The sequence below is a fragment of the Prosthecobacter algae genome (genome assembly GCF_039542385.1).
In the GTDB taxonomy this organism is placed as follows: domain Bacteria; phylum Verrucomicrobiota; class Verrucomicrobiia; order Verrucomicrobiales; family Verrucomicrobiaceae; genus Prosthecobacter; species Prosthecobacter algae.
Genome location: NZ_BAABIA010000006.1, coordinates 246,103 through 265,899, shown reverse-complemented (window position 1 = coordinate 265,899; position 19,797 = coordinate 246,103). Strand labels below are relative to the sequence as shown.

The following is a 19,797-nucleotide window of genomic DNA, read 5'->3' as shown; positions in this document are numbered from 1 at the left end:
CAGGACCGCAGAACGCAGCGGCTGAGGCAATGACGGCCACGCCGCGACGACCTCCGCCAAATCCGTCAATTCTACGCAAGGGCACGTATTTTGACCGGGTAAATCGCTCCCGGCCTTATGGGATAAGGGAAGGCTTCCAGTTCGAACCCTGCACCGCGCACCATTTAAGGTTTGGAGAGGCAGTCAGATTTGATTGCTACATAGATCAAAACCTTCGCTCAAGGCGATGTCGTGGTTTGAGAACAGACTGCGCTTTTTGTCTGTGGATGCTGTGCCTCCTGCCGAACCGATTAAGTTAGCGCATATCGGGATTTCCAGCTGGCCGGGATGGTCAACTTTAAGGCGTAGAGGTAGCGGATGAGCTGGCCGTGGTGGGCGGCTTCGTGTTCCAGGAGATCAATGATGAGGCGGTTCTGCACATCGGTGTAGGTCTCGATGGATTTCAGGGCATCTGAAACTGCCTGGGCGGAACGGACGAGGGCCTCGGCGACGGGAGATTTGACGGAGGCTGTCTCCAGCGAGCAGGTGAAGCCGGACCATTGATTGGCCTGGATGGCCCGGCTGTAGCTTTCCCGTGCGCCGACCACGCACCAGAGCTGAAGGCCCAGCGTGTTGGAGGGGATCTGGGGCAACTTGGAACTCAGCGTCGTCTCCTCCAGCGACTCGATGAGATCCCGATAAAGGGTGAATGACCGATCCAGGCTGTCGGCAATGATGTGGGTGATGGGCATTGTGGAGCTTTCTACCTCATGGGTGATGTTTAACTGGAAAGACCATGCCAGGTCCTTGGCTCAGCCATTCATGGAGCGGGTGGTATTCGATGCCGTATGTATGGCAATGGATATCACCCAACACTTCAATTTTCAAGGTGCAGCCTAACGTGTTATGCGTTTAAAGGTGGGCTTTGATGGCCTAATCGCCGATTAGGCTTCATTCAGGCAGGTCACCCCAACCCCTTCATGACACCACGGTGGCTCCCCAGCCGTTGTATTCGAGGCCGAGCTGGGCGCATTCGTCTTTGTGGGCGAGGCTTTCACCAAAGATGGCGGAGACATCGAGGGGGAGGGATTTGGCCATGACGAGGCGGGACTGGTCGGGGGCGAATTCGTGGAGGCGGTAGCCGCGGGATTCCAGGCGGGGCTGGAGACTGGCCAGGGCGGTGGGATCACCGCAAAAGACGAATTCGAGGGAGTGCTCCTTCGCGGCATCGCTGCCGGAAGCGACCAGCTCATCCACCACGCGGCGGTCCATGATGAGGAGCCAGGAGTTCTCCGAAGGCCAGACGGACTCAAAGAAGAAGTCCCAGCCATCGTGCTCGGAGACGTCGATCTCATAACCGGGCTGGGCCTGCATCCAGCGGCCCACGGGCGGGCGGAAGGGGGCGTAATCGGCCACCTGGAAGATGAGTTCGCGGATGCCGCCGTGGGTGAGGCGACCGATCATGATGCAGGGCACCCGCGCGGCATCCAGGGCGGCCACCAGCGCATCCTCCATGGCCCACAGCGCCTGGACTTCATCCCCGGCCGGGCCGCCCTGGGGAGTGGGGGCCTGGATGGGAATGAGCACCCGTGCGCAGTAGGGATGGGCCGCGCGATCCAGCCGGGGAGCCTCGGTGTAAAAGCCGACGATGACGGGGCCTTCTTCGGTCTGGTAGGAGTAGGATTCCCAGGGGGCTTCGGGGCAGATGCTCATGATTCTTTCCGGGGGCGTGGGTAAATGGTTTTTTTCAGGCGGCGAAGCGGTGAAGAACCTTCCTGGGTGCCTGCCGCGTCGGGGGTTTGGGCACCCGCCCGTCCAGGCTACGCGGAGGCCTGGGGTCCGCAAGGGAGATTGGATCGGTGGGGGGCTGGTGGTGAAGTTTCGGGACTCCAACGCGGCCCTTGGCAGAGGGGCTGGGGATGGAATCCCAGCCCCCATCAGAAATGCCTGCACTTTTTTGGCGATTCTCATTCTTAATAAAATAGCCTCCATGAGGAGAAAGCTCTTGTTAGAGAGAGCACCCGACGCCAGCCTTACATCAATCCCGCATGCGATCCTCTTTTTTCGCCCTTCTGGCACCCCTTTTCCTGCTTGCCGCCTCAGCCTTGGGCAGCCCGTTTACTCTCGGGCCCACCACGAAAAGTGTGGTCCTGGCGCCTGGCTTTCATCATGCGGATCTCTCGCTGCCCATCGTGCCTAGTGGCGGTGGCTTCACCTACAATCAGGTGACGGTCACCTCCGATGCTTCCTGGGTGACGCCCGAGGTGGACAGTGCGGGGCAAAAAGTGGTGCTGAAATTCACCACCGCCGCCCTTGCCAATCCTAGCTACACGGCCACTATCCGGGCCACGCATGGTGGCAATACCGCCATGGTCAGCGTGAATGCCAGCTCCTCGGCGCTGAATGTCTTCAAGCTCATGGATGATCCGTATCGCTCGCGGATGTATGGCCTTCATTTCATCGGCGTGCAGGCAGGCTGTGTGCTGGTGATGGACCCGCTGACGGGCAGCGCCATCAGCAGCATCACCGTGGGCAAACGGCCCACCGGCATGGCCATCTCCAATGATGGCAGCGAGCTCTTTGTCATCAACAGCGTGGACAAGACGATCTCCGTCATTGACCTCCAGACACTGACGGTCACTCAAACCCTCACTTTGCCCGTCTTTGGCACCTGGGGCGATGGCAGCGAGACGACGGCCAACCTCCAGGTGGGTGCCGGAAACATCCTGTATTACACCGACACCTCCTGGGCACCTGTGCTGCATGTGTACAATCGCAGCACCGGCCTAGTGATACAGTCCGTGGTCATTGTAGCGGGTAGCTTCGGGTTCGGCGACTTTGCCCTCAATTCGAGCAAGACCCAACTTTTTGGTTGGGCGCAGTATGGATGGAGCGCAGGCAGCAGTGCCAGCTATCTGGCCCGTTTTGAGGTGAGCGGCACGGGCACGCTGACCGGCAGAGAGACCTCTTCGGGCACGATTAATTTGTCTCGCGATCCGTTGGAGACTCCCGTCCTGGTTGCCCATGGCGACGGCAAAGTCTTCGCGAAAACCGTGGCGGTTCCCACGGAGAATGTCGCCTCCGTCATCCGGTCCTTCCCGACGGATGTTTATTCCATCAGCCCCGGCGGAGAAATTGCTGTTACTGAGAGCGCCATTTTTCAACAATCGACGGGCAACCGGCTGATGACTCTGCCGGTCACCACCTCCATCCATGCCATCAGTTCAGACTACGCCCGGCTGGTGTATTTCAATCCAGGAACGCGGCAGATCGGGACGGTAGATCTTTTCACTCAGATCGGGAACGTGGTGCTGGATCGGGTGCTTTCCCCCGCCCATCAGTCCACGGTACTGCAGCCTGAGACGCTTTCGTGGTCCAGCCAGGCGGGGGCATCGTCTTACCAGCTCTATTTTGGCACTTCCTCAGCCCAGGTAGATGCGGCGACTTCTGAGTCCCCACTGTATCTCGGATCTTCCTTGTACCCCACCTTTGCAGCTCCCGGCGGCCTCATCCCCGGCACCACTTACCACTGGCGGGTGGATACCGTCATTGGCAGCCAGATCAGCAAAGGCAGCGTCTATTCCTTCACCGTTTCGCCCGTCTCCACCAGCGTCAGCAAGGTGGTGACCTCCACGGTGCAAAGCCACGCGGATCACCGAGTGAAAGTTCAGTTCAGTTCGGCCAGTCCGGTGTCCTGGTCTGCCGTGGCCGACCAGCCCTGGGTGACTTTTACCAGCAGCACTGGCAGCACCCCGGGAGAGCTGGAGCTGCGGCTCAATGCTGGCAGCCTCGCCGTCGGCACGCACCAGGCTATCATCACCCTCAGTGGTACTTCAGGCACGCTTTTGAGCCTTCCCGTTCAGTTTACCGTCGCTCCGCTGAAGATCACCCATCTCAAGTCGCAGCCCTCCAGCTCCCTCATCTACGGCATCAGTGAAGACACGGCCACGTTGGGTGCCAAAGCCTATTTGGTGGAAATGGATGCCACCACGGAATCCATCCTGCGAGTGGTGCCTGCGGGTATCTCGGTGACGGATCTGGCCATTCATGAGGCGGACAACCGCATCTACGTGCCTAACTGGAAGATTGGCGATCTCCTGGCCTTCAATAAAACCACCCTCGCACTGGAGCGCACCTATGCTTTCAGCGCCTTTCAGGGCACAGGATACGGCATGAACGACGTCTATCGTGTGGCCGCAGGAAAGTCGGGCCGCCTGGTGGTGGAGGAGGAGGATCAATGGATCGACATCTCGATTTTCGATACCGTCAATGGAGCTAAGAAGGGCAAAATCGGACTGCGGGAAGGCGGGGGTGCCTTTGAATCCACCGGCCAGTTTTACTACCATGGCGAGAACAACAGTTCCGGCGCCCAACTTTACAAACTGGACGTGACTGGCGACGTGTTTACCACCCTGGTAAAATCCCGCGTTATCGGCTACGGTTCCCGCGTGGTGGTGGTGTCTGAAAATGGGCAGGCCGTCTTTTGGAACGGCTCCCATTTCAATGCCAACCTCGTAGAGCAGGGGACCCTGGCAGATCAAATCTACAGCACGACCGGGGATGGAGGTCTGGCCTTTGGCGAAGCGAAAATCTATGACACCGCTTCCCGCCAGCAGGTGCTGACCATGCCCGTCAGCACCCGGGTGAGCGCCTACAACACGACCACCCGGAAGCTGGTCGTTCAAAACGGCACGAGCCTGCGTTTTTACCCCCTGGAGCTGCCGATCACCTTGCCAGCGCCCGTCCTTTCTGGTGGCGAGAGCACCGCGATCACCACCAGCCGGCTGCCTGTGAAATGGACGGAAGAGTCTCTGGAAGTGGGCTTTAACCTCCAGTATCGCCCCGTGGGGGATGAAAACTGGACGAATGCCAGCCCTGCCCCTGCGGCCAACCAGACCTCCGCCACCCTGGCCGGTCTGGCGATGAACACGCCTTATGAGATCCGCATCCAGGCCACCAGCCCTGCCGCCAGCTCCCCATGGAGCAACACCATCGTCATGCGGACGGTGGACCTGCCTGCGCCGACCATCTTTCTCAGCCAAGCTTATGTCGACGGTCTGGGCCTCCAACTGACATGGACCTCCACCAACAGCCCGGCCTCCCTCATTGTCGAGCGTGCCACAGATGCCGCAGGCCCCTGGACCCCCATCGCCACCCTGGCGGGCAGTGCCGCTAACTATAAAGATAACAACGCGCAAACCGATGTCGTCTATTACTATCGTGTGCAGGCCATTCGCGGCAGTATCACTGTTTACTCCGGAGTCAAAAATACGGTGCTTCCTAGCCCCACCCTTTTTCTCGCCACTCCCTATGAGCTGGATGAGTCGTTGAAAATTGCAGCCTCCAATGGCAACCCTGCATTCAGCACCGTGTTGCAGCGCAGCCTGGGCCAGTCTGGAATCTGGGAAGACCTTACGACTTTTAAGGCGTACTCATTGACTTACACGGATGCCCTTCCGGAGCCAAACGTGACGGTTCATTATCGGCTGAAGGCCCTGCCCGAGGTCATCACCAGCAAGCTGTCTAACGTCACCTCCTTCACGATGCCGCCAGCCACGGTCCCGGTCACTCCGGCCAATTTTGGCTTCAGTAGCATCAGTGCTTCTGAAATCGGTCTGGTCTGGAACAATGTGCGAAACGAGACTGGCTACCTGCTGGAGCGCCGTGCTGCCTCCGTGCTGTTGTGGAGCCCGCTGGCCACGCTGAATGCCAACGTCACCACTTACACGGATGCCACCCCCACTGCGGGCATCAGCTACTATTACCGCCTCAAGGCCTTCAATGACGAAGGCGAAAGCCCCGCCGCCCTCAGCGTTATGGTGACCGCCAGGGAACTGCCCGTGACGCTGGAGGATGACTTTGATCCCTCGCGGGATGCGGAGCAGTGGACCTACTCGTCCGTCACCACTTCCACGAACGGGGGCTCTGGCTTCAACGGCACCAAGTCGCTGTGGTTCGGCCATTCAGGGACACGCCTCACCCAGACTCGTGCTGTGGATACCAGCGGCGGCGGCATTATCGAGTTTTCTTTCCGGGCAGGGAACAGCCTTCAGGATGGCACGACCTACTGGGATAACTCAGAATCGGGGGAAGAGGTCGTCTTCGAATATTCCACGGACGGCAACCTTTGGAACACCCTTCAGACGCTCAACACGGTTTACCCATCTCTTTCAAGTTGGACCAATTTTGAGGTCGCAGTGCCCATGCAGGCCTGCACCCCGGCCTCGGTTTTCCGCTGGCGTCAAAAGTCACACTCCGGCAGCACCTTTGATACCTGGGCGCTCGACAATGTGCGGATCCGCTCGGCCTCTTCGGACACGCTCAAGATCAATACCCAGCCTGTGCCCCAATTGGTCATGGACGGATCTTCAGCTAGCTTCAGTGTCTCCGTCAGTCAGCCTTCGGCCACCTTCCAATGGTTCAAAGATACCACGGCAATTCCTGGCGCCACCCAGCCTTCTTACTCTGTGGCCGCCGCACGCCCCAGCCACAGTGGCCGCTATTTCTGCCAGATTCAATATGGCCAGATCATCCTGGAGACAGAATCCGTCCTCCTGGCCGTGTTCCGGAATACCGGTATTGCCGGGCCCATTGTGGTGCCCATGGGCGGCACCTTCGGGCTGGAGCTGGAGGTGCACCCGCCGGAACTGGCCAGTGAACTCACGTTCTCCTGGACGCGCAGCCCCGAGGCAAACCTCGCCGGGATTGGAACTGTCAGCGGTGCCGAAACCTCTGCACTCGCCGTTACCGGGGCGACCTCGGCCGCCCAGTCCACCTATTACTGTCGGGTGACCTACCAGACGGATTACGCCCTCAATGCGGGGCCGTTCCCGGTCAGGCTCCAGCAGCCTCCCTTCATCTTCCCCATTGGAGATGCCGAAGTCGTTTCTGGCAGCCCTGTGGATATTGCCGTCGTGACCACAGACTCCACGGCGGTGATCCGAGTGAGCGGCCTGCCCAAAGGACTGTACTATGATCCCACTGCACGGCGCATCCGGGGGAGCACGACCCTCGGCAAAATCCACACGATTTACATTGATGCCGCCAATGCCTATGGCTCGGCCACCTCGGTGCGTTTTCTGCTGGATGTGGTTGCCTTTCCCCAAGGGTTCGCAGGCACCTATCGCGGTGTCTTCCTGGAAACTGACCAGGCCTTTCATCATGGCGGTCAGGTCACCTGCCAGATCACCAACAAAGGTGCAGTCAGTGGATCGGTGCTGATCCGAGGCAAAAGCTACCGCTTTGTCTCCACCGCTTCAGCCGATCCTGACGGCTCCTGGGCTCGCGTCCAGGCCCCCTTTAAAGATGAGGACGGCAATCCACTCGTTGTGGGCATGGAAATCCTCGCAGGTGCAGACCTTCACGGAGCCTATGTGGGCCTGAAAATGGGTAGCACCATTCAGGTCCTGACTGAAGGAAACATCGTCCGCAATGAATGGACAGCGGCCAACCTCGCGCCCGGCGCTGGCTTGATCAATGCCGGTCTGTTCCCGGATGATTTGGGCACCTTTCCAGACCCTGCTGCGCCCCAGGGCACGGGTTTCCTGACGCTGACGCTGAGTCCGCGTGGGCTTGTCACCTGCAAGGGCCGCCTGGCCGATGGACAACTGGTGACGGGCTCCACCCATATGGGCCCAGGCGGGCACATCCCGGTCTACGTCAATCTCTATCGTGGTACGGGGGCCTTCGTCTCGCTCGTCTCTTACGAGTCCCAACTGGCCACCGGCACCGCCTACTGGAGCAAAGACGACCAGGGCAATGCCTCGAAGGATCGCATCCACAAAAACGGCTTTGCAAGGCATGCCTTGACGGTGGAAGGCGGGCGTTATGAGCGCCCGGCGGTGAACACACCTTTGTTGCCATCCATGCTAGGCCTGCCATCACAGGCCGTGCTGAACCTCACCGATGCGGGCCTGAATGCGGCAATCTTCCAATCCATCAACTTCAACGGCAAACATCAGGCGGTGCTGCCGCGTGAAATGGAGCCGAATCTCTACTTCGTCACCTTCAGCCTGAATGCCACCACCGGCGTCTTCACCGGCAACTTCAAACTTTATGATCCCAACCCGCTGAAACCTGCTGTGATGCTGCGCCGCATCGTCACCTTTCACGGCTGCCTGCTGCCCACCAGTGACCGTGGTTGTGGTTACTTCCTCCTCCCAGAATTGCCCTCGACGGAAGTCCCCGGAAGCAGCTTGAGCAATACTCCCACCTGGTCAGGCCGTCTGGATCTCACCCCCGCTGGCAACAACTGATTTCCACAGGCGTTGCAGGTGATGAGTGAAGGGGTCAAGGGGTCAAGGGGTCAAGGGGGCAAGGGGGCAAGGGGGCAAGGGGGCAAGGGGGCAAGATCGCGCGGAGCGTCCTGGAGTGCGCCAGTCCTCTGGCGCTTTCGAAAAGCTCACCCAGCCTGCACTTCCCCAACACCCCCAAGGAGCGGGACTTGCCAAGTCCCGGCCCCTGAACCTCCGCATGCCCTCAAGTACAGCCCTCCTAGAGGATGGTAAAAAGAGGTCGTGTCAAAGATGGGATATTCAGCCTAACCAAAAGGTGTGTGATATGATCATGCCGCATCCTCGACCCATCGGCATTCTTCCAAACCACGGGACTTGGAGCTGCTTATCGTGGCCGCAGGTCCGTCATGTAGCTGCCTGCGCCAGCAGGTGGCCGAATGGCCTAGTGTGCCGAGCTTTCCAACACCCAAGCCCTAGTAGCCGCAGCGACATTCGGGCTGTGAAGCACCATCCTGACCTCACACATTGTTAGGCATTCCGCATCCTCAGGGCATGCATCTCCTGTGAAGCTTCGATATCAAAAAAACGGCCCCCAAAAAGCGCCGTTCGCCCTCAGCTCTCCGGATACACGGCCACGGCCATCACGCCTTCGCTCGGCAGCCAGCCCACCACTTCCACGCGGCGCGGGGTCTTGGAGGTCTTGTTGCCCATGCCCTGGCTCACGGTATCCAGCAGTTGCTTCTGCGTGTCCGCATTCACATCGCTGCCAAAGAAATTCGCCAGATTCGTCAGGATCGGGGCCGGAGCATCCATGCCCACGATGGTCACCGGCGTGCGGTTTTGGCCGCTGGCCAGGATCTGCTCGCGCATCATTTCCGGGGACAGGCCACCCGGCATCAGGATGAGTTTGCGCAGGCGTGCGACGGTCGGGGCATGGATCTGCGGCTGGGCCATCGCAGCAGCCGGGCTGGTGGCAGCAACCGGCGGTTTGATGGACTTCGTGGGCTTCAGAAAGCGCGTCTCGGCGGGCACTTCTTGGACGGGAAATTCAGGGCCTCCCTCGGGCAGGGGCAGCAGACTGTCCTGCGCATAAACGCTGGCGCAGAGGAGGCTGAGGAGACTGGAAAAACGAACCGGGGAAATCACGAGGGCGCGGTTTTATCAGCCCACCCCTTTTTTAACAACAACTATTTTGACCCGATTTTCGAAAAATACGGCTTTTCCCCCGTGGTTAGCGCTCCGCAGTCCCTGCTACCACGTCCGCGCAGGCAGGGCAGGGGGGCAAACCAGTCTTTCCTCCCAGGCAACCTGACGGACCTCCCAGGCCGCACCAAAGCACAAAAAAGAACCCGCCGACTGGCGGGTTCTTGAAGCATCTTTGGTTAGGTGGCCCAGCACCGGGCCGTCCCAAAACACACCTCAGATCGTCATTGAGCTGTAGCCGCCATCCACCACCATTTCTTGGCCGGTGATGAAGCTGCCTGCGCCATTGGCCGCCAGCAGCAGTGCCGCGCCCACCAGTTCATTGGCCGTGCCAAAGCGGTTCATCGGCGTGTGGCCCATGATCTTCGCCACGCGGTCCGGTGTTAGCACCTTTTTATTCTGCTCGGCTGGGAAAAAGCCGGGCACCAGCGTGTTCACGCGGATGTTCAGCGGAGCCCACTCGCGGGCCAGGTTCTTGCTCAGATTGTGCACCGCCCCTTTGGACATGCTGTAGGTGAAGACACGGCTCAGCGGCAGGAGGCCGGACATGGAGCCCAGATTGATGATGGAGGCAGGCACCTTCTGCTCCACAAAATATTTGCCGAAGACCTGACAGGCCAGGAACACACCCTTGGTGTTGATGCCCATGATGCGGTCATACTCTTCTTCCGGGATGTCCAGGAAAGGCGTGGCAGAGTTCACGCCCGCACCATTCACCAGGATTTGGCAGCCGCCGGAGCGCTCCAGCACCTGGTCCAGCAGCAGTTGCAGGTCCGATTTGCGCGAGGCATCCGCGCTGACGAAGTAGCCCTCGCCACCGGCGGCGTGGATGGCCTCCAGCCGCTTTTCAGCCTTGGCTGGGTCGCGCCCCACCAGCACCACCTCTGCACCGGCGCTGGCATAGCCTTCGGCGATGGCACCGCACAGCTCGCCAGTGCCGCCGATGATCACGGCAGTTTGATTCTGAAGGGAAAAAAGTTCAAAAATAGAGGACATGGGGAGAGAAGGAAGGGGAGAAGAATACGCCCGGAGTTAGAGCGAGGCTTCAGCCGATGTCGAATACAGAACGCCCGTCAAGGAAGAAGTGCGGATTGCAGAGTGCATAAAGATGGCACAGCACATGCTTAATTAATGGACGTGGAAGCAACCAGAATCATTCCCATCTCAGCCAACCGTCCCCAGCAAGGGCAGCAACCCGCCAATGTCATTCGCATGGAGCCAGACCCTGGTTTTATCAAAATGGATACCCAGCAGGGCCGTGAATCCCTCACCGGTGGGGATACGGAATCTGCCCAGCGCTTTGCCAGCGAGGTGAAATACGTCACCTACTTTGCCCAAAAGCTGGCCGATACCCTCGGCATGCACCAGCTCCAGCTCGGCATCGTCGAGGACCGCGAAGGCCAGACCGCCTTTCACCATTCCGCCAGCGGCTGGCATGGCGTCGTCAGCAGCAACCGCCGCTCTCTGAAGCAAGTGCGTGACTCCCTGGCCCGAAGCACTGCGCCATGACACTGAATTCCCTCATCGCCGCCGTGGCTGCCCTGCAACGGCTGGAAGGCGTGGCAGGAGTCATGCTCTTCAAAGGCCGCAACACCATCCACCGTCAGATGCCCTTTTCCGAAGGTCGCGCGCTGGACCTCACGGACATCCTCAGTCAGATGCTGGATGGCTATCGCCAGGTGCGCCGCAAGATGCGCCAGATCTACCTGGAATTCGATGGCGGTGTCCTCCTCGTCCTCATTCAGGAGGAGAGCGTGCTCGTCTTCCTGCTCACCGCCCGGGGCGATGCCGACCTCGCCGCCAGCGCCGCCACCGTCATGCTGACGGACTACGCCGCCCTCCTCACCAGCCTTTCTGCCGAACCCGGGGCCTCCACTCCGCGTAACGAAGACGGCATTGAGGAACTCGTCGTCACCAGTCCCCGCCGTCTTCAGGAAATGACGGACAAGGCCGAAGTCGTCGTCAACAACTGGGGCCAGGTGCGCAAGCAGGTCGAAAGCATCCTCGGCAAGGTCATGGGCCGTGCTCAGCTCACCCTGATGATCGACCGCGTCATGGCCCGCAATGGCATCCAGGACCCCTACCGCCTGCCCCCGGCCGAGGTGCGCAAACTCGCCGAAGCCCTCATCGGCCAAGTGCCCAACACCACCAAACGCCAGGCCCTCCTCAGCGAGCTGCACACCCTCCTGGCCGACTGACCCTCCTTCACCCTTTCTCCCACCGTTCATGATCCGCCTCCTCCGTCCGCTCCTCCTCCTGGCCGCTGCCCTCGCCGCCCCCCTCGTGCCCGCTCAGGATAGCCCTGCCGCGTCTCCCCCCATCGAGCAAAAGCTGGATGGCATCCTCGGCAGGCTGGAGGCCAATGAGCGCGTCAATACCCGCCTCGACACCATCTTGGAAAAGCTGGATGCCAATGACCGCGTCACTGGCCGCCTTGATGGCATTTTGGAAAAGCTCAGCCAGCATGAAAAGGCCCTGGAGACCCTCGCCACCGCCCCACCCGCCCCGGCACCTGCTGCTGCGCCCGCAGCCCCTGCATCCGCCGCCCCTGTGGCCACCGCCGTGCCCGCAGGCGCGCTCGAGGCCCTCCAGTCTAACATCAACTATGTCTGGATCGTCATTACCGCCGCCATGGTTTTCTTCATGCAGGCCGGATTCGTCATGCTGGAGATCGGTGCCTGCCGGGCGAAAAACACGATCAACATCGTGATGAAGAGCTTCCTCGACTTCTGCATCTGCGCCATCGTCTTCTTCTTCGTCGGCTTCGGCCTCATGTTCGGCAGCAGTTGGCAGGGACTCTTTGGCATGGATGGTTTCTGGCTCTCCGGCTTCGCCGCAGACCATCCCGTCTGGGTCTTCTGGTTCTTCCAGCTCGGCTTTGCCGGCGTCTCCTGCACCATCCTCTCCGGGGCCGTGGCAGAGCGCACCAAATTCATGGGCTACCTCCTCTACTGCGCCCTCTTCACCATCTTCATCTACCCCGTCGTCGGCCACTGGGCCTGGGGCAGCTTTGGCGGCAGCTTTGGCCTCGGCGGGGAAAAGGGCTGGCTAGAGGCCATCGGCTTTGTGGACTACGCAGGCTCCTCCGTCGTCCATGCCTGCGGCGGTGCCTGCTCCCTCGCGGGCATCCTCGCCGTCGGCCCGCGCGTTGGTCGTTTTGGGAAAGATGGCACCCCGCGCCTCATCGCCGGGCATAACATCCCCTTGGTCGCCCTTGGCGTCCTCCTCCTCTGGTTCGGCTGGTTCGGGTTCAATGCCGGCTCCTCCCTCAGCGGCAGCGGCGTTATCGGCCGCCTCGTCGTCAATACCACCATTTCACCCGCCGCCGCCGGTCTCGCCGCCATGGTGGCCATGTGGTTCATCCAGGGCCGGGCCGATGTCAGTATCGCCATGAATGGGGCCCTTGGCGGGGCCGTCGCCATCACCGCCTGCTGTGGCAATGTCACCCCCGCAGCCGCCGTCATCATCGGTCTTCTGGGCGGCATCATCACCACCATCGCCACCATCGCGCTGGAGCGCCTCCGCATCGACGATGCCGTCGGCGCTGTCCCCGTCCACCTCGCCTGCGGCTGGTGGGGCACCCTCTGCGTCGCCCTCTTTGATGAAAAAGGCTTCAGCATCGAGCGGCTCGGCATCCAGGCCCTGGGCACCTTCAGCATCAGCCTCTACGCCTTCATCACCTGCTCCATCATCTTCGCCTTCATCAAGCTCATCGTCCCCACCCGCGCCACCGAGGAGGAGCAGATCAACGGCCTCGACTTCTCCGAGCACGCTGCCAACGCCTACCCCGACTTCCAGACCACCGAGCAGGCCTAAGGTTGTCGTTTTCACCCTTTGCCCATGTCAGGCGGTGGGCGTGGGCCAGGAGATGTTTGGCACCGGCACCATCGCCAGATCGTGGGTTTGCCGTGCCAAAACGATCCCGTTTTCCACGAACGCACGGTCTCATAGAGCTTTCTCCACGCCTTCAAAACGTGGTCTGAGCATGTCCGCTGAACGATCCTTCGCCCTCGGGCCTACCTTTTCATAGTCTGGCAGCCCGGCAGTCCGGCAGTCCGTTTCATCATGGGCTCCATTTTTATCATTCGTTGTTAGGCCGTGCTTGTGCCCCTATAAAAGTGGGGAGGGCTCATTGCCGTCTCACTGACTTCCCATGCATTTTGCTCGCCCAAGTCTCCTGATAAAACATCCTCAATCCACACCCAAACCCGCCCGTTTCCTCCCCAAGCAACAATCCCGTCACTCATTCACCAACTACCGTCCCTGATTATGACCGCTATTGGTCCGTTTGAGACCCTTTCGTGGTGATTTGCCTAGATTGGCACGAATCTTGGTGCTTCATTAGGCTCCCCCCCCTATGACAGACACAGATCTTTCAACAAAGTACACCCGCGTCGTGAAAACCAGCCTTGGCCAATGGGTCCAGGCCATGGTGGTCAAGGAACCCTTGGCTGCCACTCCTCAGATTCACTGGAAAGGCGTCGGCCGCATGCTTCCCGTCCGTGCCCTGCCGGAAAACGTCGAGCAGGCCCGCCGGGCCGCCCTCAAAGACCGCCGCTTCTTCCGTCAGTGCGAGCGCTGCAACGAAGTGCGTCCCGTCTCTCTCATCCTCGAGGCCGGCGTCTGCATGGACTGCATCCACAAGATGCAGGCCGTCGCCGCCTGATCCCCATCGGCCCGTGCATTCCCTCACCGCTGGAAGCCCCACCCCGGGCTTCCAGTTTTTTGTGCCCAGGGGTTGCGGCGAGAGACAGGTCCCCGTGAGATGAGTATCTAGAAAGGCCGATAAGCCCGCGCCCCGAAGTTCAGCAAGGCAGGCCCCAGAACACGTGGCTGAAGGTGGGCCGTAGGCAAGTCATTGCGGCGTGCTGCAGTCGCGACGTGAAGAGTTAGGCCGCCCCTTCAGGGCTCTTGATCCTGAGTGGGGGCATGCACGCATTTTCCCAGGGCGTTGCCCTGGGCTACGATAGGTCGCGCCGATGGCGCTGATGCATGGGCGCGGCTTGGCTGTGTTCAGGATGTTTAGACCGCCCTTTCAGGGCTCTCGAATTACCTGAGCGGCATCGGCACGCATTTCCCGGGGCGTTGCCCTGGGCTACGATAGGCCGCGTCGGCACTGCAGGTGGGAGTTGATGAAGAGGATCGGTTTGAAGCCGTCGTATTCTTGAAGTCCCACGGTTTTGGTTTGGATGCGACTAGGGATAGTCAGGTAACGACGGCCTGGATAGGATGGGTTATTGTCCATCACTTGGGGGCATGTAAGACATCGTTTGTCTTTTGGATGTGACCGAGGTTCGGTGAATTAGGCCGCCCTTTCAGGGCTCTTGATCCTGGGGGGGCGCTGGCACACATTTTCCAGGGCGTTGCCCTGGGCTACGATAGGCCGCGCCGATGGCGCTCGGCTTGGCTGCATCCACGATGTCGTTTCGATTGCGATGAGGCACACGTTCGGTGTTGATAGCGGACTGGGCTGGGAATTCGATCTTCGCCCCAAAGGGGCAGCCTATCGTAGCCCAGGGCAACGCTCTGGGAAATGCATGCCGATGTCGCCCAAGCGAATCGAGAGCCCTGAAAGGGCGGTCTAACTCATCACGCCTCGAAGAACAAACGCCGCCTCCCGTGCCTTGCGCGTTATTGACTCCCCCTGACTACCTCTCCATCTCTAAAACTAAGCGCGCTCATCTTCAGATCAATCCCACACATAGCGTTCATCATATGGAACTTTGTGTTTCTCTAAAAACTCCCGGTACTCCTCCTGAAACGTCTTCACCCGGTGATGCTCCTCCTGGTTGCGAATGTAATTCGCCACCTTCGGTACGTTAGACTCGCTCACGGAAAAGCCCCCATACCCTGCCTGCCATGCGAAGGTCGCAAGATTCGGCCCCTGTGTCTTGATCCATTTGGAGGACGATTTCTTCACCTCTTCCACCACCTGTGCCAGCGTGACGGTGCGGCTCATGTTGAAAAGAATATGCACGTGGTCTTCCACCGAATTGATGAGCACCGCAGGGGAGTTTAAATTCGTCAGCACCGTTGCCAAGTATGCGTGGAGGTCAGGACGCACTTCCGGAGACAAAAACGGCAACCGTTCCTTGGTGGAGAAGATCAGGTGAACGTAGAGATTGGCGAGTGATTGTGGCATGGGACTTAGGTCGCCCCTTCAGGGCTGTGCGAGGGTGCTGCACCGATACCCAGGGCGTTGCCCTGGTCTACGATGGGCTGCCCTTTTGGGGCGGAGAACCGGACATCAAGCCCTGACCTCCATCAACATCAAAGGCGCAACATTTCGGGAGTTAGGCCGCCCTTTCAGGGCTCTGGATTCGCCTAGGCGGTATCGGCATGCGATACCCAGGGCGATGCCCTGGGCTACGATAGCCTGCCCCTTTGGGGCGAAGAACCGGACATCATGGTTCCGGTGTCCATGAATATCCAATCGCCACCCAATCCTCATGGCCCAAGGCATCACCCCATCGCATCTGTGCCAAAACCGTGCGGCGTCGCCCAAACAACGTCTCCAACCACGTCACCTTCATCAGCGCCAACGGCGCGACCTATCGTAGCCCAGGGCAACGCCCTGGGAAATGGGAACCGATATCCCTCACCGGATCAAGAGCCCTGAAAGGGCGGCCCAACTCATCTCGCCTCCTTCACACCCAAATCATCAATGCCGTCTCCACAGACTCCACGCAAAAGATCAAACCCATCACCACGATACCTTTGTTACCCCAATCCACCCACATTCACCCACCAAAACAAACGTCCCCAGACCTCATGGGTCTGGGGACGCTCATCATTCACTCGGTTCCGGGCAGGCTACTTCGCCAGTCGCACCAGGAGGTCCTTGCTTTCCACGCTTTCGCTGATCTTCACGCAGATCTCCTGCACGGTCCCGGAAGTCGGGGCGGAGACGGCGGCGAACATCTTCATGGCCTCCAAGGTTACGAGGGTTTCGCCCTCCTTCACCTTCTGGCCCACGCTCACGGCGATGCTGGCCACCATGCCGGGCATCGGCGCGCCCACCTGGGTCGGGTCAGCCGGATCGGCCTTGGTCTTCGTCACCGCATCCTTGGCCAGCAGCTTGTTCGTCACCGTGGTGTGGCGTGGATAGCCGTTGAGCTCAAAGATGGCCGTTTGCTGGCCATTCTGGTCCGGCTCCGTCATGTTCAGCAGGCGCACAAAGAGGGTCTTGCCCGCTTCGAGCTCGATATTGATCTCTTCCTTCTGCTGCAAGCCGTAATAATAGGCCGGCGTCGGCAGGGCCGAGACATCGCCATAGGTCTTGCGGAACTCCGCAAACTTCAGGAACACATCCGGATACATGAGGTAGCTCCACACATCGTCCTCGGTGGGCTTCTTCTTCATCTTCTGCTCCAGCTCAGCACGCACCTCATCCAGCTTGATCTTCGCCGCGTGCGTCCCTGGGCGGCCCTTGATCCGCTTGCCGCCCTTGCCCACGATGGCATCCGCCAGCGCATTCCACTTCTTGCGGCTGTCGGCGGCTTTGTCGGCCTCCATGCCGTAGAAGGGCTCGCCCAGCCAGCCTTCAAACATGCTCGTCACATCCTTGCTCCACTTCGTGCCTGTGAGCTGGAAGATGTCGCCCGGCTTCACGCCACGCGCCACGCACTCGATGGCTAGGTCGCCCACCACCTTGGAAGAAGGCGTGACTTTCACGATGTCCCCGCAGAGCTGGTTCACCTCCGCATAGGCGTGGGCGATCTCCGGCCAGCGTGGCCCCAGGCCCATGCCGATGGCCTGCTCCTTGAGGTTCGTGTACTGGCCGCCGGGCATCTCATGCAGATACACCTCGGCGGTGCCGTACGGTTCGCTCGTGTCGAAGGGTTTGTAAAAGGCGCGCACGGCAGCCCAGTAGTCGCTGAATTCCTGCAGCGCTTCCGTATTCAGCCCTGTGTCACGCTGCGTGTGCTGCATGGCGGCGACGATGGAGTTCAGGTTCGGCTGGCTGGTGCCGCCGGACATGGAGGCAATGGCCGCATCCACCACATCCACCCCGGCATTCGCCGCTTCGATGATGCTGGCCGCGTTCAGGCCGCTCGTGTCATGCGTGTGGAAGTGGATGGGGATGCCCACCTCGTCCTTCAGCGCCTTCACCAGCTTCTTCGCCGCGTAGGGGCGCACCAGGCCGGCCATGTCCTTGATGCACAGCATGTGAGCACCCATTTTCTCCAGCTCCTTGGCCAGGCGCACGTAGTACTTCAGGTCATACTTGTCGCGTTTCGGGTCCAGGATGTCGCCGGTATAACAAAGAGTGCCTTCACAGATGGAGCTCGTGTCCTCGCGCACCGCCTGCATTGCCGCCGTCAGGTTGGGCAGGTAGTTCAGGCTGTCAAAGATGCGGAAGATGTCCATGCCGTTCTGGGCGGCATGCTTGATGAAGCCCTTCACCACATTGTCCGGGTAGTTGGTATAACCAACAGCATTGCTGCCGCGGAAAAGCATTTGCAGCAGAATGTTCGGCACCTTCTCGCGGATGTCGCGCAGGCGCTCCCACGGATCTTCGCGCAGGAAGCGCATCGTCACGTCAAAGGTCGCCCCGCCCCACATCTCCAGGGAGAAAAGGTCCGGTGTGCGCCGCGCCACGGCATCCGCCACGGCTAGCATGTCATAGGTGCGCATGCGTGTGGCCAGCAGGCTCTGGTGCGCATCGCGCATCGTCGTGTCCGTCAGCAGCAGGCGCTTCTCTTTGGCCACCCAGTTTTTGCAGAATTTCTCCGGGCCCATCTCCGTGAGGAGTTGCTTCGTGCCGGCAGCCGGGGCTACCTTGTGGTCCCACTTCGGAATCGGCGCGGCGATGAAGGCCTTGCTGATCTTGTGGCCCTTGGCAAACGGGTTGCCGTTCACGACGGTATCCGCCAGATAGCTCAGCAGCTTCGAGGCACGGTCCTTGCGCGCCACGAACTTCAGCAGGTCCGGATTGTTATCAATGAAGCGTGTGGTCGCCTGGCCGGTCTTGAAGTCTTCATGGTGCACCACGTTCATCAGGAACGGGATGTTCGTCTTCACGCCGCGAATCCGGAATTCGCGCAGGCCACGGTCCATCCGGTCCAGCGCCTGCTGATAGGTGCGGCCATAGACCGTCATCTTCACCAGCATGGAGTCATAATACGGCGTGATGACCGCATTCGTCGCGCCCAGTGCCCCGTCCAGCCGCACGCCAAACCCGCCCGCACTGCGGTAGGTGAGGATCTTGCCAAAGTCCGGCGTGAAGCCGTTCTCCGGATCTTCCGTGGTGATGCGGCACTGGATCGCGTAGCCGCTTTTCTCGATCTTGTCCTGTGCCGGCAGGCCCAGTGGCTCTTCATGCACCTGGTAACCCTGCGCGATGAGGATCTGGCTGCGCACGATGTCGATGCCTGTGATCTCCTCCGTCACCGTGTGCTCCACCTGGATGCGTGGGTTCATCTCGATGAAGAACCACTCGCCCGTTTCGTGGTCCACCAGGAACTCCACCGTGCCAGCGTGCGTGTAGTTCACTTCCTTCGCCAGCTTCACCGCCGCCTCGCACAGACCGTCGATGATCTCCTGCTTCACGCCATAGCTCGGTGCCTGCTCGATCACCTTCTGGTGGCGGCGCTGCACGGAGCAGTCACGCTCATGCAGGTGCAGTACATGGCCGTGCTTGTCCGCCAGGATCTGCACCTCGATGTGCTTCGCCTTGCCCACAAATTTTTCCAGGAACACCGCGCCGTTGCCAAAGGAGCGCAGTGCCTCCGTCTGCGCCTCGTCCAGCAGCTTCTCCAGATCCTTCGCCTCGCGCACCACGCGCATGCCGCGCCCGCCACCGCCGAAGGCCGCCTTGATGATCAGCGGAAAGCCGATCTTCTTCGCCACCGCCACCGCTTCCTTGCGGTCGCTCACGGGTTCATCCGTGCCTTCCAGGATCGGCACGTTCAGCTTGCGTGCCACATTGCGGGCAGCCGTCTTGTCGCCCATCATGTCCAGGATCTTCGCCTCTGGGCCGATGAAGATGATGCCTGCATCCGCGCAGGCCTGGGCAAACTGCGGGTTCTCCGAAAGGAAGCCGTAACCGGGGTGGATGGCGTCCACGCCCTTTTCCTTGGCCAGGGTGACAATGCCCTCAATGTCCAGGTAGGCACCCAGCGGGCCTTTGTCCTTGTTCAGTTCATAGGCCTCATCCGCCTTGAAACGGTGCGGGCAAAAGCGGTCCTCCTGGGCATAGATGCCCACCGTTTTCAGCCCCAGCTCCGTGGCCGCCCGCATCACGCGGATGGCGATCTCAGAACGGTTCGCGACCATCAGCTTTTTGATCGGGCGGATGCTCGATGCAGGAGGCTCGGTGCGGGAGGCTTTGGCGGCGGCTTTCTTGGGCATGGTTGTGGGGTTGGGAAAATGAAAAGAC

11 protein-coding genes are annotated in these 19,797 nt (G+C 60.3%); 5 read left to right on the top strand and 6 right to left on the bottom strand.

Features of this window, described 5'->3' with window-relative positions; translation table 11 throughout:
• Positions 1-290: 290 nt before the first annotated feature.
• Positions 291-731: a hypothetical protein gene (locus ABEB25_RS15700; protein ID WP_345737367.1), complete on the bottom strand. Its 441-nt coding sequence runs from the start codon at positions 729-731 to the stop codon at positions 291-293.
• A gap of 226 nt (positions 732-957) precedes the next feature.
• Positions 958-1,692: a DUF695 domain-containing protein gene (locus tag ABEB25_RS15695; protein WP_345737366.1), complete on the bottom strand. Its 735-nt coding sequence runs from the start codon at positions 1,690-1,692 to the stop codon at positions 958-960.
• A 431-nt stretch (positions 1,693-2,123) separates the two neighbouring features.
• Between ABEB25_RS15695 and ABEB25_RS15690 the strand changes: the two genes are divergently transcribed.
• Entirely contained in the window at positions 2,124-8,234 is a 6,111-nt protein-coding gene (locus tag ABEB25_RS15690) for a fibronectin type III domain-containing protein (RefSeq protein WP_345737365.1), read from the top strand.
• Positions 8,235-8,825: 591 nt separating this feature from the next.
• Here the strand turns inward: ABEB25_RS15690 and ABEB25_RS15685 are convergent.
• Positions 8,826-9,359, bottom strand: a complete 534-nt coding sequence (locus tag ABEB25_RS15685; RefSeq protein ID WP_345737364.1) for a hypothetical protein — start codon at positions 9,357-9,359, stop codon at positions 8,826-8,828.
• A 273-nt stretch (positions 9,360-9,632) separates the two neighbouring features.
• The gene (locus ABEB25_RS15680; RefSeq protein WP_345737363.1) at positions 9,633-10,412 is read right to left on the bottom strand and encodes an SDR family oxidoreductase; all 780 of its coding nucleotides are present in this window, start codon (positions 10,410-10,412) and stop codon (positions 9,633-9,635) included.
• A gap of 141 nt (positions 10,413-10,553) precedes the next feature.
• On the opposite strand from ABEB25_RS15680, the gene ABEB25_RS15675 reads away from it, so the two are divergent.
• The 4 genes from ABEB25_RS15675 (at position 10,554) to ABEB25_RS15660 (ending at position 14,082) form a co-directional block, all read left to right on the top strand.
• Entirely contained in the window at positions 10,554-10,925 is a 372-nt protein-coding gene (locus tag ABEB25_RS15675; RefSeq protein WP_345737362.1) for a hypothetical protein, read from the top strand.
• Positions 10,922-11,614: a hypothetical protein gene (locus ABEB25_RS15670; protein WP_345737361.1), complete on the top strand. Its 693-nt coding sequence runs from the start codon at positions 10,922-10,924 to the stop codon at positions 11,612-11,614. Before ABEB25_RS15675 ends, ABEB25_RS15670 begins: the two co-directional genes overlap by 4 nt.
• Positions 11,615-11,642: 28 nt before the next feature.
• A complete protein-coding gene (locus tag ABEB25_RS15665) occupies positions 11,643-13,232 on the top strand; it encodes an ammonium transporter (RefSeq protein WP_345737360.1) in 1,590 nt (529 codons plus the stop codon).
• Positions 13,233-13,773: 541 nt separating this feature from the next.
• A complete protein-coding gene (locus ABEB25_RS15660; RefSeq protein WP_345737359.1) occupies positions 13,774-14,082 on the top strand; it encodes a hypothetical protein in 309 nt (102 codons plus the stop codon).
• A gap of 1,023 nt (positions 14,083-15,105) precedes the next feature.
• Here the strand turns inward: ABEB25_RS15660 and tnpA are convergent.
• Together tnpA and ABEB25_RS15650 are read right to left on the bottom strand one after the other, a co-directional pair.
• Complete coding sequence (gene tnpA, locus ABEB25_RS15655) at positions 15,106-15,558, bottom strand: IS200/IS605 family transposase (RefSeq protein WP_345737358.1); 453 nt, start codon at positions 15,556-15,558, stop codon at positions 15,106-15,108.
• Positions 15,559-16,229: 671 nt separating this feature from the next.
• Complete coding sequence (locus ABEB25_RS15650) at positions 16,230-19,769, bottom strand: pyruvate carboxylase (protein WP_345737357.1); 3,540 nt, start codon at positions 19,767-19,769, stop codon at positions 16,230-16,232.
• Positions 19,770-19,797: the final 28 nt, after the last annotated feature.

What these genes read in the sequence shown, in the direction of transcription:
- ABEB25_RS15700 (WP_345737367.1), bottom strand. Translation starts at nt 731, where the DNA reads ATGCCCATCACCCACATCATTGCCGACAGCCTGGATCGGTCATTCACC.
- ABEB25_RS15680 (WP_345737363.1), bottom strand. Translation starts at nt 10,412, where the DNA reads ATGTCCTCTATTTTTGAACTTTTTTCCCTTCAGAATCAAACTGCCGTG.
- ABEB25_RS15650 (WP_345737357.1), bottom strand. Translation starts at nt 19,769, where the DNA reads ATGCCCAAGAAAGCCGCCGCCAAAGCCTCCCGCACCGAGCCTCCTGCA.
- ABEB25_RS15695 (WP_345737366.1), bottom strand. Translation starts at nt 1,692, where the DNA reads ATGAGCATCTGCCCCGAAGCCCCCTGGGAATCCTACTCCTACCAGACC.
- ABEB25_RS15665 (WP_345737360.1), top strand. Translation starts at nt 11,643, where the DNA reads ATGATCCGCCTCCTCCGTCCGCTCCTCCTCCTGGCCGCTGCCCTCGCC.
- ABEB25_RS15660 (WP_345737359.1), top strand. Translation starts at nt 13,774, where the DNA reads ATGACAGACACAGATCTTTCAACAAAGTACACCCGCGTCGTGAAAACC.
- tnpA (WP_345737358.1), bottom strand. Translation starts at nt 15,558, where the DNA reads ATGCCACAATCACTCGCCAATCTCTACGTTCACCTGATCTTCTCCACC.
- ABEB25_RS15670 (WP_345737361.1), top strand. Translation starts at nt 10,922, where the DNA reads ATGACACTGAATTCCCTCATCGCCGCCGTGGCTGCCCTGCAACGGCTG.